The 15819-nt window shown below is 62.5% G+C and carries 12 protein-coding genes and 1 tRNA gene; 12 read left to right on the top strand and 1 reads right to left on the bottom strand.

Annotated features, from left to right (window positions below):
* The 3 genes from QQZ18_RS14435 (at nucleotide 1) to QQZ18_RS14425 (ending at nucleotide 1990) form a co-directional block, all read left to right on the top strand.
* Complete coding sequence (locus QQZ18_RS14435; protein WP_284541613.1) at nucleotides 1-921, top strand: MurR/RpiR family transcriptional regulator; 921 nt, start codon at nucleotides 1-3, stop codon at nucleotides 919-921.
* 515 nt (nucleotides 922-1436) lie between these two features.
* A complete protein-coding gene (locus QQZ18_RS14430; RefSeq protein WP_284541612.1) occupies nucleotides 1437-1664 on the top strand; it encodes a hypothetical protein in 228 nt (75 codons plus the stop codon).
* 249 nt (nucleotides 1665-1913) lie between these two features.
* Nucleotides 1914-1990 (top strand) — tRNA-Arg (locus QQZ18_RS14425).
* 183 nt (nucleotides 1991-2173) lie between these two features.
* Here QQZ18_RS14425 and QQZ18_RS14420 read toward each other — a convergent pair.
* A complete protein-coding gene (locus QQZ18_RS14420; RefSeq protein ID WP_284541611.1) occupies nucleotides 2174-3451 on the bottom strand; it encodes an AraC family transcriptional regulator in 1278 nt (425 codons plus the stop codon).
* A 175-nt stretch (nucleotides 3452-3626) separates the two neighbouring features.
* Here QQZ18_RS14420 and QQZ18_RS14415 point away from each other — a divergent pair, with 175 nt between their 5' ends.
* The 9 genes from QQZ18_RS14415 (at nucleotide 3627) to QQZ18_RS14375 (ending at nucleotide 15733) form a co-directional block, all read left to right on the top strand.
* Entirely contained in the window at nucleotides 3627-4883 is a 1257-nt protein-coding gene (locus tag QQZ18_RS14415) for an ABC transporter substrate-binding protein (RefSeq protein WP_284541610.1), read from the top strand.
* Between the two features lie 163 nt (nucleotides 4884-5046).
* On the top strand, nucleotides 5047-5985 hold the full coding sequence (locus QQZ18_RS14410) for a carbohydrate ABC transporter permease (RefSeq protein ID WP_284541609.1): 939 nt from the start codon (nucleotides 5047-5049) through the stop codon (nucleotides 5983-5985).
* Between the two features lie 26 nt (nucleotides 5986-6011).
* A complete protein-coding gene (locus QQZ18_RS14405) occupies nucleotides 6012-6812 on the top strand; it encodes a carbohydrate ABC transporter permease (protein ID WP_284541886.1) in 801 nt (266 codons plus the stop codon).
* A gap of 3 nt (nucleotides 6813-6815) precedes the next feature.
* A complete protein-coding gene (locus tag QQZ18_RS14400; RefSeq protein WP_284541608.1) occupies nucleotides 6816-8444 on the top strand; it encodes a glycoside hydrolase family 43 protein in 1629 nt (542 codons plus the stop codon).
* 10 nt (nucleotides 8445-8454) lie between these two features.
* Nucleotides 8455-9474: an ABC transporter ATP-binding protein gene (locus QQZ18_RS14395; protein ID WP_284541607.1), complete on the top strand. Its 1020-nt coding sequence runs from the start codon at nucleotides 8455-8457 to the stop codon at nucleotides 9472-9474.
* 226 nt (nucleotides 9475-9700) lie between these two features.
* Complete coding sequence (locus tag QQZ18_RS14390; RefSeq protein WP_284541606.1) at nucleotides 9701-10024, top strand: PTS fructose transporter subunit IIB; 324 nt, start codon at nucleotides 9701-9703, stop codon at nucleotides 10022-10024.
* Between the two features lie 161 nt (nucleotides 10025-10185).
* On the top strand, nucleotides 10186-12009 hold the full coding sequence (gene glmS, locus QQZ18_RS14385) for a glutamine--fructose-6-phosphate transaminase (isomerizing) (protein ID WP_284541605.1): 1824 nt from the start codon (nucleotides 10186-10188) through the stop codon (nucleotides 12007-12009).
* Nucleotides 12010-12599: 590 nt separating this feature from the next.
* Nucleotides 12600-14522 (top strand): PTS mannitol transporter subunit IICBA, encoded by a 1923-nt coding sequence (locus tag QQZ18_RS14380; protein WP_284541604.1) that lies wholly within the window; start codon nucleotides 12600-12602, stop codon nucleotides 14520-14522.
* Nucleotides 14523-14590: 68 nt separating this feature from the next.
* A complete protein-coding gene (locus tag QQZ18_RS14375) occupies nucleotides 14591-15733 on the top strand; it encodes a mannitol-1-phosphate 5-dehydrogenase (RefSeq protein ID WP_284541603.1) in 1143 nt (380 codons plus the stop codon).
* Nucleotides 15734-15819 lie beyond the last annotated feature (86 nt).

Here is a 15819-nt window from a genome sequence, read left to right as displayed (position 1 = left end):
ATGGAAAAAGTGAAAAAAGAGTTGGCTGCCGACGGTGTGGGCGGACGAGATGGCGTATCGGCAGACGATGCCATCGACGTCCGGATCGCCGCTCTGTTCGACGACCTGACCGAGAGCGAGAAGCGTCTTGCCGAGGTCGTGCTCGAAGCGGCCGGCGCTCTCTCGTCCTTCACGGCCGGCGAACTCGCATCGCGCGCCGAGGTCTCGGCGGCGACGGCGGCCCGTTTCTTTCGGAGGCTCGGCTACGAGAGCTACGGTGACCTGCGCCGTTCCGTTCGCGACGCGCGCACCTGGGGTTCGCCGCTTTACGAACTCTCGGCTGGCGGGCAGCCCGCCGATCTTGCACGACACGTCGGTCAGGACATCGAAAACCTGCAACGTCTGGTCGCCGAGCTTTCGCCTGCGTCATTGGCCGCAGCCGTGGATCTGCTCGTTTCGGCAAGGCGACTTCATGTCATCGGTTTCCGCAATTCGGCGACGCTTGCCGGGTATGCCCGCGGCCTTCTGGCTCACGTCAAGCCGGACGTCCGGCTGTTGCCGCTGGCAGGACAGACGCTCGCCGAGGATCTCGTCGATCTCGGATCCGACGACGCCCTCCTGGTGTTCGGCTTCCGTCGTCGCCCGGCGATGCTGCGCGACGCGATGGCCGCCGTTCGCGAAGCGGGCGCCCGAATCCTGCTCGTCACCGATGCATCGGCGGCGCGCACGGCCCATTTGGCGCATGTGACGCTTCGCTGCCCAAATCAGGGCGCCAGTCTGTTCGACAGTTACGTGGCGCCGATGTCGCTCATCAGCCATCTTGCATCGGCGGTGGGGGCGGCGCTCGGCCCGGCGGCGGAGCGGCGCCTGTCCATGATCGAGGATGCGCACCGGCGTCTCGAACCGTTTTCCCCGGGCGGCGGCCGGTCGTCGCGTGGGTGAATGCCGGGCCCGGCAAGATGATGTTTTTCGGAAAAACTCAAGAAAAATCAAAAATCTGCGGGTGTACTACGTCTTGCAGAGCGCGCCCTTGTTGCAAAAACTGCGCGCATTAACTCTACTTTTGCACGACTCTTGGTGAAAAAGATGTATACTTCCACCCCATGAAAGCGAGCTAACGCGTCGGATCGAGGCGATTGACTCATCTTTCATTAACCTTCTCCGTGCGAGTCTGGACTCCAGTCTCGGTGCGGGTCGGGTGAACAGCGAGCGCGCCAGCTTCGTGGCGGCCACCTCACCCAAGCCGGCGGGTTCCGTTTTTCGCGCAAGCGAAACGGGGTCCCGACAGGTTTATGCGGGTTTGGATAGACCCGGAAAGCGCCCGACGAGCCATTGGCTCGAAGGGGTTCTTTTCCATTCCGGTCGGTTGTCGATCGGTAGCACTCGGGTTGGCGCCAATGTTTACTCTCGTTCTTTTTGCAAGCTTGGCTTATTTTGCCATAGGGCTCGGTTTTGCGATGCTGTCGCTTCACGAGCTCGCCTCCAACGGACGCAATCGCCCCTTCAATCGGCTCATCGCCTGGTCGGGAACTCTGCTGTGGTTGCCGATGCTGCTCGCCGTCGTGGTGGGGGCCCTTTTCGCTTCCCGCCGGCCGACGCAGGCTCCGGTTCCCGCCGCCGCGATGCAGCCGGGCTCCGTCATTTCCGAACGCCGCGCCGTTCGCCGGGCGGTGCGTCAGATCTGATGGGCACGCGGATAGTTCGGCTTTGAAGCAGGGCGCCGATTGGCCGGCGGTCGCAAAACTGCGCCGGCCAAGGTTCATGATCGGGATCGCCCGCACTAACTCTCTGAAAATACGGGAAATCGGCCGGAGCGCAAAAAGGCTCACCCATCAAGCAGAAAGCTCTTGCATTCATTCGGTCAGTTGGTTAGACACTCCCCAGCGATCGGGACCGCCGATTTCATCGCGGCGGTGTTCAGATTGTATTGGCTTGCGCTCGTAGCTCAGCTGGATAGAGCATCAGACTACGAATCTGAGGGTCAGGAGTTCGAATCTCTTCGAGCGCGCCATTCTTCTTTCGTTTGCATAGTGTTGCAGAGTCGGCAAAGCCGACCTGACTTGCGCGCGGCTGGCAGCCTTTTTGGCTACGTCGTCGTAGAGAGCTGTCGCTGCGATTGTCCATATTCCGAAACCCGATCATGGCCGTGACGAAGGCTCGTCCGGACGTCGTTGAGGCCGAATCCGGTTCTCCTTTATGCCGTTTCGATCATGGTGGCTGCTGGTAGCGTCGCCTGAAACTCGGTTGGCGTGCAGCCCAGCTCGCGCCGAAACACGGCATACATATAGGGCAGGGATGTGAAGCCGCTGCGCGCCGCGATTTCGGCGAAGGACAGCGTGCGGTCGGACAGCATCTGTTTGGCGCGCTCAAGGCGAAACGCCAACATGTCGTCGTGGACTGTCCAGCCGAAGGCCTTGCGGAAATGGATGTCGAGCGTCGCGCGCGACACGCCGACATAGGCTGCCACCTGCGCCACCTTTACCCCTTGCGCGGCGAACTGGCGGATATAGTGGCGCGCCCTCATGATATAGGGATCATAGGTCGGTTGGTGGCGGGAGGATGCCAGCGCGTTGAGCCCTTTGGGAGGGACCAAGACGGGGCTTTGTTCCGCGCGATCCCCGATGAGGCGTCGGTGCATCATCTCCGCGGCGATCCTCCCCATCTCGCGAGTGCCTTGACGAACGGAACTGATGGGGATGCGGGAGAGCATCCTGAGGAGATGATCGTCGTCGATGCCGACCAGCGCCACCTCTTCGGGAACCGCGATCTTGGCCATGATGCAGGCCTGAAGCACCTGACGGGCACGGGCATCGGTCACTGCGATGACGCCGATCGGTTTCGGGAGTCCCGCCAGCCAGTCGATGAGTTCCCTCAGAATGCTGTCCCAATCCAGCCCGTCGTTGAAGTGCCCCTCGAACAGTAGAGGGGCGATGCCATCGCGCAGGCAGATCTTGCAGAACGCGGCTTCTCGCTGCTGTGCCCAGCGGTTGGTTGGCGCCGGTGGTTGGCTGTAAAAGGCAAAGTGCGTCAATCCCATTTCGACAAGGTGGTCGTAAGCCGCTGCGACGAGGGCGAAATTGTCGGTGGCGACGTAGGGAGTGCCCGTGGGGTAATCGGTCGAGCGTTCATAGGAGCCGCCAACCGCGACGATCGGTCGCTTGCTGCGGCTGAACAGGCGCTCGAACTCCGGATCGTCGAAGTCGGCGATGATTCCGTCGCCAGACCACGCGTCGATGCCGGTGATCGAGCCGCGGAAGTCTTCGAACAGCAAGAAGTCCCAGGCGACGCGGGTCGATTGGACATAATCGCTGACACCCGCGACCACGTTGCGGCCCCAGGCTCCCTTGGCCTTCAGCATCAAGGCCACGCGAAAAGAACTCACCCCCGTCGCGACCATGCCAGCCAGCTTCTCCGCCCGATCCGGTTGTTTCCCAAACGGCTTGCGTTCGGGGTTCGGCGCCTCACTGAGCAAATAGTCTATCTCGTCTGAGAAAATGCGCCACCGTCGTCGAACTATAAAAAAACATAATCCCGATTTTCAAATCGGCTCGACTAGTGTCGTCCCATTCGGCTCGCATCGAAGTGGTTGATACGTAAATCAATGTATTAACGTTGGAGCACTGCGGGCGCGGAGTGGGAGGAGAAATATGAAAAAGTATGCCATGCTCGCTGTGCTTGCAGCGACGGTGCTCGCCTCGTGTCCAGCTTTTGCTGAGACCGTAAAAGTTCTTTCGATCGAGCCCAATGTCAAGGAAGGGCGTGATTTTTACGCCGCGGCGATCGAGAAATTCGAGAAAGCCAATCCGGACATCAAGATCCAGTTCGATTATCTCGACGACACCTCTTTCAAGTCCAAGCTGCCCACGCTGCTTCAGTCGGCGGCCCGGCCGGATATCTTCTTCACCTGGACCGGTGGCGTTTTCCACGAACAGGCCGACGCAGGCGTCCTCAAGGACATCTCCGGCGACGTGGATCCGAAGGCGCTCGAAACCTTTGCCCCCGGCGGCATCAAAGCGCTGACCTACAAGGACAAGCTATACGGCCTTCCCATGTACGCGGGCGTCGTCGTGCTGTTCTACAACAAGGAACTGACCGACAAGGCTGGTGTCGATCCCAAGACCATCAAGACGTGGGATGATTTCCTTGCCGCCGTGAAGACGGTCAAGGAAGCCGGGATCACGCCGATCGTGGTCGGCGGCAAGTCCAAGTGGCCCCTCCAGCACTATTATGGCTACCTCGCCACGCGTATCGCCGGTACCGATGGCATTGCCGCCGCTGCCGTCGGCGAGAACGACGGGCTTGCCGGGCCGGACTTCATCAAGGCGGGCGAAGAGTTCAAGAGGCTGGCCGATCTCCAGCCCTTCCAGCCCGGCTTCATGGATACCGACAACTCCAAGGCCGGCGGCCTGTTTGGCGACGGCCGCGGCGCCTTCATCCTGTCGGGCAACTACATGATCGGTGCCCAGAAGCGCAATTCCACGTCCGGCACGGGGATCAGCGACGAAAACCTCGGCTTCATTCCCTTCCCGGTCGTCGAGGGTGGCAAGGGCGATCCGGCAGACACGTTCGGCGGCATCAACGGTTGGCTGGTCTCCCAGAATGCGACGCCGGCAGCTGCCAAATTTCTGGAAAGCCTGATGAATCTCGATAACCAGACCGTCAGCGCCAGCATGGACCTCTGGCTGCCGATCGTGAAGGGCGCGGACGCCGGCATAAAGAACGCCAACGTCAAGGCGATCGCCAACCTGCTCGCCTCAGCCCCGCACCATCAGCTCTATCTCGACCAGGAGCTTGGCGCCAACGTCGGCGCGGCTATGAACGATGCTTCGGCTCAGCTGGCCACCGGCGACATCTCGCCTGAGGAAGCGGCGCAGATGGTCGAGGAAGCGAACGAGATGCGCTGACCGGCGCCTGAAACGCTCATTCCGGGTGGTGGCACTCGCCAGCCATCCGGAATGGCTCCGACTGTTCCTGCCGGGCCGGCAGCCGTGCTTGGCTCCCCCGATCCCCTGGGCATCGATGGTCGCCTCCCCCGTCTCCGAGGCTGCCTACCAAGAGACCTGTTTCATGACCCTCACAACACCCGCGGTGCCACCGGTCGCGCGACGGCGACCGAGCGGCTTTGCCCGCATGCGCACGGACGGCAGCCTCACCGCCCTGATCCTCTTTCTGCCTCCGGCCCTGCTCCTGTTCACCCTGTTCGTGATCTGGCCGATCTTCAGCGCGGTGGATCTCAGCTTCTACAAGTGGAACGGCTATGGCGATGTCACCAATTTCGTTGGCTTGAAGAACTACGAAATCCTGGTGAAGAACTCCATCTTCCACCAGTCGTTGTTCAACTCGCTCAAGCTGCTGCTGGCATCGATCTTTCTGCAGATTCCGTTGGCCCTGATGCTCGCCTTGCTCCTTTACCGCAAGACGTCCGCCAACACGGCGTTCAGGTTGATCTTCTTTGCGCCCTACATCCTGGCCGAAATCGCCACGGGCTTGATCTGGAGCTTCATCTTCGACGGTGACTATGGCATCTCGGCAATGGTCGCCAACAAGCTTGGCACCGAGCCCTTCTACATCCTTGCTGACAAGCAGTGGGCCTTCTGGACGATCATCATCGTGGTGGTGTGGAAGTACTTCGGCTATCACATGATGATCTTCATCGCCGCCTTGCAGGCGGTGCCGTCAGACCTTGTCGAAGCGGCGGAGATCGATGGAGCCAGTTCGCTGAAGACGATCTGGTACGTCAAACTGCCCATGATCATGCACGCCATCAAGCTCAGCGTGCTGTTTGCCATCACCGGCGCCCTCCAGGTCTTCGACATCATCATTCCGCTGACCAACGGTGGCCCATCGAACTCGACGCATTCGATTGTCAGCTTCCTCTACACCTTCGGCCTCGCCCGCATGAACGTCGGCTTCGGCGCTGCCGTCGGCGTGGTACTGTTCGCCCTCTGCGTCGGCACGGCCTTCACCTACAAGCGCATGGCGATCGACAAGGGAGGGCAGCTGTGAAGCGCACGAACCTGTTCCCGCAGCTGATGCGCGCGGCCTTCCTGTCCTTCATCGCCGCGCTCGTCATCCTGCCCCTGCTGGCCACCTTTCTTGGCGGTTTCAAAACGCTGGGCGAGCTCAGAGCGGCGCCCTTCGGCATCCCCTCCGACTGGAGCTTCACCGTCTTCGTCGATATTCTGACTGGCTCGGCGTTTTGGACCTACCTGCGCAACTCGCTGATCATCTCGCTGTCGGCGGTGGTTCTGACGGTGCTCTGCGCCTCCATGGCCGCCTATGTCTTCGCGCAGATCCGCTTCTTCGGCTCGCGCTATCTGCAGTCCTACATGCTCTTGGGGATGATGTTCCCCTTCGCCACCGCCATCGTGCCGCTGTTCTTCCAGATCAACCGCTTCGGGTTGCTCGACAATCCGCTCGGCATCATCCTGCCTCAGACGGCCTTCTCCATGGCTTTCGCCGTGGTTCTGCTCCGGAGCTTCTTCCAGCAGTTGCCCAAGGAGCTGTTCGAAGCGGCCTACGTCGACGGGTGCGGTTATGTGGGATTCTTCTTCCGGTTCACGCTGCCCCTGTCGACGCCGATCCTGGCCACGGTCGGCACCTTCGTCTTCGTCCAGAGCTGGAACAACTACCTGCTGCCGCTGGTCGTGCTCAACGAGCAGTCCCTGTTCACCTGGCCGCTCGGCATCATGCAGTTCCGTGGCGAGTTCATCGTGGAATGGAACCGCATTCTCGCCTTCGTGTCGCTGACGATCCTGCCGGCGCTCATCTTCTTCACCTTCACACAGAAATACATCGTTGCCGGCCTTACGCGCGGCTCGGTCAAGGGTTGAAACATGTCCCGTCCTGTCATCACAAATCCGATCCTCAAGGGGTTCAACCCCGATCCGTCGATCTGCCGCGCCGGCGACGACTATTACATCGCCACCTCCACTTTCGAATGGTTTCCCGGAGTACAGATTCACCACTCCCGCGACCTCGTGCATTGGGATCTGGTCTGCCGGCCGCTCAATCGCCCAAGCCAGCTCGACATGCGCGGCGAGATGGATAGTTGCGGCGTCTGGGCGCCCTGTCTGACCTATGCCGACGGCATGTTCTGGCTGATTTTCAGCGACATGAAGCGCCGCGACGGCTCGGTCAAGGACGTGCACAACTATCTCGTGACCGCTCCCTCGATCGAAGGGCCCTGGTCCGATCCGATCTACCTCAACTCCTCGGGCTTCGATCCGTCGTTGTTCCACGATGACGATGGGCGCAAGTGGTTGCTCAACGTGTGGTGGGACTATCGCGGCCGCCCGCCGCGCTTTCCGGGAGACAACAGCTTTGCCGGCATCGCTTGCCAGGAATACGACGTCGCCGAGCGCAAGCTGAAGGGGCCGATCACCAACATCTTCAAGGGCACCGAGGCCGGGCTGACGGAAGGCCCCCATCTCTACAGGCGCGATGGCTGGTACTACATCGTGGTTGCCGAGGGCGGCACCGGCTACAATCATGTCGCCACCGTGGGGCGCTCCCGTGCGCTCGATGGGCCGTATGAGCTGCATCCCGACACCTACGTGGTCACGGCTCGCGGCAATCCGAACGCGCCGCTCCAGCGCGCCGGGCACGCCGATTTTGTCGATACGCCAGCGGGCGAGACCTATCTCGTGCATCTGACCGGCCGCCCCATTCCGGGCCTGCGCCGCTGCCCTCTGGGGCGGGAAACCGCGATCCAGAAGATCGAGTGGGGTACCGATGGCTGGCCCCGCATCGTGGGCGGCAAGCTGACGCCGAAGCTGGAAGTCGAAGCGCCCGACGTGCCGGCTCATCCTTTCGCCCCTGCCCCGGAAGAGTACCGCTTCTCGTCCGACGCCGGCTTGCCGAGGGACTTCCAGTGGTTGCGCACGCCCTTCGGAGAACGGCTGTTCTCACTTGATGCCCGTCCCGGCTTTCTGCGTCTCTACGGGCGCGAGGCCATGGGGTCCTGGTACGAGCAGGCTCTGGTCGCACGTCGGCAGACGGCTTTCTGTTACGACGCGGAAACGGAGGTCCATGCCGACCCGAAGCTCCACATGCAGATGGCGGGGCTCGCGGCCTACTACAACCGCTTTGCCTATCATTACCTTGCCTTGACCTTCGATCAGGAGGTCGGCACCTGCCTGCAGGTCATCTCCTGCACCGGGACGCAAGGGGGAGGGCAGACCACCATCGGCCTCGCCAAGCCTGTTCCCGTGCCCGGCGGAGTGCCGGTGCGGCTCAAGGTCGAAGTCAGGACGACAACCCTGACCTTCTTCTACGCTGTGGGCTCGGACGACTGGGCGCAGGTGGGTGGCGCGCTCGATGCCTCGCTCCTGTCGGACGAGTGCGGAGCAGGCGAACACTCCAACTTCACCGGCGCGTTCGTCGGGATGTCGGCCAACGACCTGAGCGGCCAGGGCATGCCGGCCGACTTCTCCTATTTCCGCTACCGCGATCTCGGCGCGTGAGGGTCCATCCATGGCAACGCTCGAATTCAAGCATGTGAACAAGACCTTCGGCGCCGTGGAGGTGATTCCGGATGTGTCGCTGTTCATCCCCCATGGCTCGTTCACCGTCTTTGTCGGCCCGTCGGGTTGCGGCAAATCGACCCTGCTGAGGCTTGCTGCGGGGCTGGAAGAGATCAGCGAAGGGACGCTGGAGATCGATGGGGCAGACGTGACCTTCGCCCGACCGATCGAACGCGGGATCGCCATGGTGTTCCAGTCCTACGCGCTGTATCCGCACATGAACGTGGCGCTGAACATCGGCTTCGGCCTGAAGATGGCCGGCAAGCCCAAGGCAGAGATCGCTCGAAAGGTGCAGGCGGCAGCGGAGACGCTGCAGCTCGACGCGCTTCTGGAGCGCAAGCCGGGCGAACTTTCGGGCGGCCAGCGTCAGCGCGTTGCGATTGGCCGGGCCATCGTGCGCGAGCCCAAGGTGTTTCTGTTCGACGAGCCGCTGTCCAATCTGGACGCGGCGCTCAGGACGCAGATGCGTGTGGAGCTCGCGGAGCTGCACAAGCGGCTTGGCGCAACGATGATCTACGTGACCCACGATCAGGTCGAAGCGATGACGCTGGCCGATCAGATCGTGGTCCTGAACAAGGGGCGGATCGAACAGGTCGGAAGTCCGCTCGAACTCTACAATCGACCGCGGACACTGTTCGTCGCCGGCTTCATCGGTTCGCCGAAGATGAACTTCATCACGGGCGAGTATGCCTCGCGTCTGGGCGTTTCCACCTTCGGGGTTCGGCCCGAGCACATCGACATCGTCACCTCGTCCCCCCACTGGACCGGAACCGTGCAGTTCAGTGAAAGGCTGGGCAGCGACACCTATCTGCACGTTGACGTTCCAGAGATTGGCCGTCTGACGGTAAGGGCCGTCGGCGATGCGGCACTCACCGGCGGCGAGACCATAGGCCTCGCGCCGCAGGCGGCAGCGTCACATGGCTTCGATTCGGACGGGCAGTCTTGTCCGGTCCTCCGGACCACGCATTGAGATCATATGTGATACCTCGGGGCATCGTTGATGGCCCGGGGGCATTTTGCCGGTCCTTAAACTCGCGATCTCGATGCCGATCGGGTCGAAGTATCGGGTGCGAGTTTCAGAAGGAGTGTCCTCTTTCCTGCCGTTTGCAGCTTTGGCGCATTTGAAGTATCAGAGCGGTTCGAAATGGCGGAGCGCCGTCTGCGGGTATCCGCGGACGACAGGGGAGGGAGGCGACATGGAAAGCGACATCCGTATCGTTGTCGTCACTGCCTGCCCGACTGGCGTCGCGCTCACCTATATGGCTGCCACCCGCCTGCTGACCGCCGCTCAGCGCCTTGGTTACCTCATCAAGGTCGAGACGCAGGGCGCCCTCGGCAGCGAGGACGTTCTGACGCGCAAGGACATCGGTCGCGCCAACGCTGCCATCATTGCCGCCGATGTGGACATCGACGGCCTCGATCGCTTCCAGAACGTGCCGGTGCTGACCGTCGGCACGGCGCGCGCCATAGCCGACCCGGATGCGGTGCTGGCCGAAGCCCTGGCGCTGCCCAGGCCGTGATGGCCGGCCATCCGGCAAGATTTCTGTAAAATTTGGCAACTATTGTTGACTTGTCGCCAGTTATTCGGCGTGACACGGTCATCTCCCATGAAAGGCGAGATCGTCGGGACGAGTTTCGTTTGATAGATCGGCCTCCGGGACAAGAATGGATTAGTTCGTCAATGTGCGGAATTATTGGAATCGTTGGTCGCGATGGTGTCTCTGAACTGTTGCTCGAAGGGTTGAAGCGCCTCGAATACCGTGGCTATGACAGCGCCGGCATCGCGACGCTGGTCGACGGTGCCATCGAGCGTCGCCGCGCCGAGGGCAAGCTCGTCAACCTGGAACGGCGCCTTGCCGAAGAGCCGCTCGCCGGCTCCATCGGCATCGGCCATACGCGCTGGGCAACCCACGGCGGCCCCACCGAGGGCAACGCCCATCCGCACGCGACCGACAAGGTGGCGGTGGTCCATAACGGCATCATCGAGAACTACCAGGCGCTGACCGCCGAGCTCACGCGGAAGGGCCACGTCTTCGTCACCGAGACGGATACCGAAGTGGTCGCCCACCTGATCACCGATTATCTCCAGCAAGGCAAGGCGCCGGTCGAGGCCTGCCGCCTCGCCTTCCATCGCCTTGAGGGAGCCTTCGCGCTGGCGATCCTGTTCGCCGGCGAGGAGAACCTGATGGTCGGCACGCGGCGCGGCACGCCGCTCGCCGTCGGCTATGGCGACGGCGCCATGTATCTGGCCTCCGACGCTTTCGCCATGGCGCCGCTCACCAACCGGCTCGCCTATCTCGAAGATGGCGACTGGGCCGTGTTGACAAGCGCCTCGGCCGAGATTCGCACCGCCGACGACACGCTTGTCGAGCGCAAGATCCACGTCTCCAACGTTTCGGCGGCATTGATCGGCAAGGCCGGCCACCGCCACTTCATGCTCAAGGAAATCTTCGAGCAGCCGCAAGTGATCGGCGATACCATCAACGCCTTCGTGTCTGCATCCACCGGCACCATCGCGCTGCCGGATCTGCCCTTCGATCCCGCCAAGGTGCCGCGCCTCACCATCGTCGCCTGCGGCACAGCCTACTACGTGGCCATGGTGGCCAAGTACTGGTTCGAGCAGGTGGCGCGCCTGCCGGTCGAGGTGGATATCGGTTCGGAGTTCCGCTACCGCGACACGCCGTTCGAGAAAGGGGGCGTCGCCGTCTTCGTCTCGCAATCGGGCGAGACGCTCGATACTCTGGAGGCGCTGCGCCACGCCAAGCGGGCAGGGCAGCACATCGTCTCCATCGTCAACGTGCCCGAGAGCACCATCGCCCGCGAGAGTGACCGTGTGCTCTACACGCTGGCCGGACCGGAAATCGGTGTCGCCTCCACCAAGGCCTTCACCACCCAGCTCACCGTCATGGCCTGCCTGGTGCTGGCCTTCGCCCGGGCTCGCGGTACCATCTCCCACGAGCGGGAGGCCGAACTGGCGCTGGCCTTGCGCGAAGTGCCGGCGCGCGCCGCTGAGGTGCTGCGCCACGACGACGCCATCCAGGCGCTGGCGGGCATGGTGGCCGAAAGCCGCGACGCCCTTTATCTCGGGCGCGGCACGGCGTACCCCATCGCCTTGGAAGGAGCGCTGAAGCTGAAGGAGATCAGCTACATCCATGCCGAGGGCTATGCCGCCGGCGAAATGAAGCACGGCCCGATCTCGCTGATCGACGACGGCGTGCCGGTGATCGCGCTCGCCCCCTCGGATTCCCTGTTCGAGAAGGTGGTCTCCAACGTGCAGGAGGTGGCGGCCCGCTCCGGCCGTGTCCTGCTGATTTCCGATGCCGAAGGCGTCGCCCGCCTCGGCGGCAAGGTGCGCTGGTCGATCGAGCTGCCAAAGGTCGATCCTTTCGTGGCCCCCATTCTCTACTCGCTGCCGGTTCAGCTTCTCGCCTATCACACGGCGGTGGCCAAGGGCACTGACGTCGATCAGCCGCGCAACCTCGCCAAGAGCGTGACCGTCGAGTAGACGACCAGCCGATTGATTCCGGCTCGAACAATAGCGGCGCGTCGGTCCTTCGAGGCCGGCGCGCCGTTTTTCCATGCGCAAAAAGTATACGTAAGGGAGTCGGAGTGCTCCGCATGTCGACTTAAGTATGGTTCTGGCTAAACCTCAATCATACAATTTTCAAGTCGTGGATATCACCCCAAATCCATGGATTTCATTGGTTTTTCGCTCCGCTGGGCGAGAGGCGCTGAAATGACGCGTCAACGAGGGATACATTTTTACAGTCGTGTTTATATCTTTCCACTTTAACTAATAGTGATGTCATGTTTTCATCACAATCGAACGAGGACCCGCAAGAACAACTATTCAAGTGAGATGGAGTCCGAGCGTCGATAGGCGCTCGGGGCGGTGTTTTCGTATCTCCTGGACCGTGGAATACGGGGCTGGGGTGGAGGGGCGGAGAGGCCTGCGAGACAAACGACCTGACTGGCTCGTCCCGGGAGCCGGTATTTCTTCGACGCAACTCAGTTGCGGCGGCGGGATCGCTTGTCCCTAGGCCTGTCGGTTCCCCTCTGGGGCGTGACAGGACTTCGTGGAGGAGTTTCCAAGACATGGCATATACCGGAACCGCAGGGGGCGACGGAGCGTCGTCCAACCTCAAGGTGCGCGTCCAGCAGGTGGGCCGCTTCCTGAGCAGCATGGTGATGCCCAACATCGGCGCTTTCATCGCCTGGGGTATCATTACAACTCTCTTCATCCCGACCGGCTGGTTGCCCAACGAGTTTTTCGCCAAGCTCGTCGGTCCGATGATCACCTACTTGCTGCCGCTCCTTCTGGGCTACACCGGCGGCAAGCTGGTCTACGGTGAGCGCGGCGCCGTCGTCGGTGCCATCGTCACCGCTGGCGTCATCGTCGGTACCGACATTCCGATGTTCCTCGGCGCCATGCTGGTGGGTCCGTTCGGCGGTTGGTCGATCAAGCAGTTCGACAAGCTGATCGACGGCAAGATCCGCCCCGGCTTCGAAATGCTGGTCAACAACTTCTCGGCCGGCATCCTCGGCATGATCCTCGCCATGATCGCTTTCGCGATCGTCGGCCCGATCGTCGAGCATCTGTCTGCGGCTCTCGGCGCGGGCGTCAACGCCCTGATCAGCACCGGTCTCATTCCGCTGGCCTCGATCCTGGTCGAGCCGGCCAAGGTGCTGTTCCTCAACAACGCCATCAACCACGGCGTCTTCACCCCGCTCGGCATCCAGCAGGCTGCGGAACAGGGCAAGTCGCTGATCTTCCTGATCGAAGCCAACCCTGGTCCGGGTCTTGGCCTGCTGCTTGCGTACATGGCTTTCGGCCGTGGCAATGCCAAGCAGTCGGCTCCGGGCGCCGCCATCATCCACTTCTTCGGCGGCATTCATGAGATCTACTTCCCCTACGTGCTGATGAAGCCGCGCCTGATCATCGCCATGATCGCCGGCGGTGCCACTGGCGTTGCCTGCAACATGCTGCTCGGTGGTGGTCTGCGCGCCCCCTCGTCGCCGGGTTCGATCTTCGCCGTGCTCGGCATGACCCCGGCCGATGGTTTCGTGGGCGTCATCTCCGCCGTGACGCTGGGTGCCCTCGTGACCTTCCTGGTCGCTTCGGTTCTGCTGAAGACCGACAAGACCGAGGAAGCCGTCGAGGACCTCGATGCGGCTACCGCTCGCATGAAGGCTCTGAAGGCTGAATCCAAGGGCATGGCCGCCCCGGTTGCCGCTTCGTCGGCCGCCATCTCCGGTCCGGTCCGCTCGGTCATCGTCGCTTGCGACGCCGGCATGGGCTCGTCCGCCATGGGTGCATCCATGCTTCGCAAGAAGCTGGATCAGGCCGGCCTCGGCGCCATTCGGTCGAGCAATGTCGCCATCAACGCGCTTCCGGCCGATGTGGATGTGGTCATCACCCACAAGGACCTGACCGAGCGTGCCCGTCGGGCTGCTCCCCAGGCCACCCACATCTCCATCACCAATTTCCTCGATGGCGCGGCCTATGACCGCATCGTCGCCGAAATCAAGGCGAAGGCGGGTTCCGCCGCGGCTCCGGCCGCCGGCAAGCCCGAGGGTGGCGCATCTTTTAATCTCGGTGAGGAAAACATCTTCCTCGGCCTCACCGCGTCCACCAAAGAGGAAGCCATTCGCTTCGCCGGCTCCAAGCTTTTGGAGATGGGCGCGATTACCCCGAGCTACATCGAGGCCATGCTCAAGCGTGAGACCATCGTGTCGACCTATCTCGGGCAGTCGCTGGCCATGCCGCACGGCACCAACGAAGCGAAGAACGAGGTCCTGAAGACCGGCATCGTCGTCTGCCAGTACCCCGACGGCGTGTTCTTCGGTCCCGACTCCGAGAACGTGGCTCGTCTCGTCGTTGGCCTCGCGGCCAAGGGCAACGAACACATGGATGTCATGTCTGCCCTCGCCAGGGTTCTCGAAAATCCCAAGGTGGTCGCCCACCTTGCGACGACGAAAAACCCCGCCGACGTGCTGCGCATCCTCGATCTCGGCTGACCTCGGCTTCTGAGAACCGGAGGCCGTCGACAGGCGGCCTCCTCCCCCGACATCTTTTGGAGACGACCATGCGAGCCATTCACTTTGGCGCGGGCAATATTGGCCGCGGTTTCATCGGCAAGATCCTCGCCGACGCCGGCTGGACCGTCACCTTCGCCGATGTCAACGAAACCCTGGTCGGACAGATCGCCAGGGACGGACGCTACCCCGTCGACATCGTGGGATCCGGCAGCCGTCGCGAGGAGGTGACCAATGTTACCGCCGTCTCGTCGATAGGTGACGAGATCGTGGCTCTCATGGCCTCTGCCGACCTCATTACCACCGCCGTCGGACCGGCCGTGCTGCCGAAGATCGCCCCGACCATCGCCCGTGGTCTCGAAGCGCGCGTCGCCTCCGGCAAGCATGCGCCGCTCAACATCATTGCCTGCGAAAACACCATTCGCGGCACCACCCAGCTGAAGGATGCCGTGTTCGGACATCTGCCGGCAGCCATTGCCGCCGTCGTCGAGATCGAGGTCGGCTTTGCCGACAGCGCCGTCGACCGCATCGTGCCGCCCGCTCCACCCGTCGAAGGCGAGCCGCTCGCGGTCACCGTCGAGGAGTTTTCCGAGTGGATCGTCGATCGCGGTCAGCTCAAGGGCTGGGCCCACGACATTCCGGGCATGGAACTGACCGACAATCTGATGGCCTTCGTCGAGCGCAAGCTGTTCACGCTCAACACGGGCCACGCCATCACGGCCTATCTCGGCTTTGAACAGGGCATGCCGACCATCCGCGACGCCATCGAAAACGCGAGCATTCATGCCGTCGTCAAGGCTGCCATGGAAGAGAGCGGCGCCGTGCTGATCCGTCGCTACGGCTTCGACCCGGCCAAGCACGCCACCTACATCGAGAAGATCCTCGGCCGCTTCGCCAATCCCTTCATCCGTGACGATGTGGCGCGTGTCGGCCGCGAGCCCCTGCGCAAGCTGGGCAAGGGCGACCGATTGATCCGTCCTTTACTCGGCACGCTGGAGTACGGCCTGCCGCATGCAAACCTCGTCAAGGGCATCGCTGCCGCCCTGCATTACCGCAACGACGGCGATCCCCAGGCGGTCGAGATGCAGGCGGCCATTGCCGAAGTCGGTGTCGCGGCGGCCGTCGATCGTTTCTCCGGCAACGCGCTTCCCGCCGAGGTTCTTGCCGAGATAGCCGCCGCAGCCCAGATTTAAGTCCCACGAGGCATGACGGGACGGCAAGCGTCCGGTCCTCCTCGCACCCCGGTCGTCGCCGGATACTGGCGGCGGCGGGAGGCTCG

Source organism: Pleomorphomonas sp. T1.2MG-36 (genome assembly GCF_950100655.1).
GTDB lineage: Bacteria > Pseudomonadota > Alphaproteobacteria > Rhizobiales > Pleomorphomonadaceae > Pleomorphomonas.
Note: the sequence above shows the minus strand (reverse complement) of the source record. Positions and strands in the feature narration are given on the sequence as shown.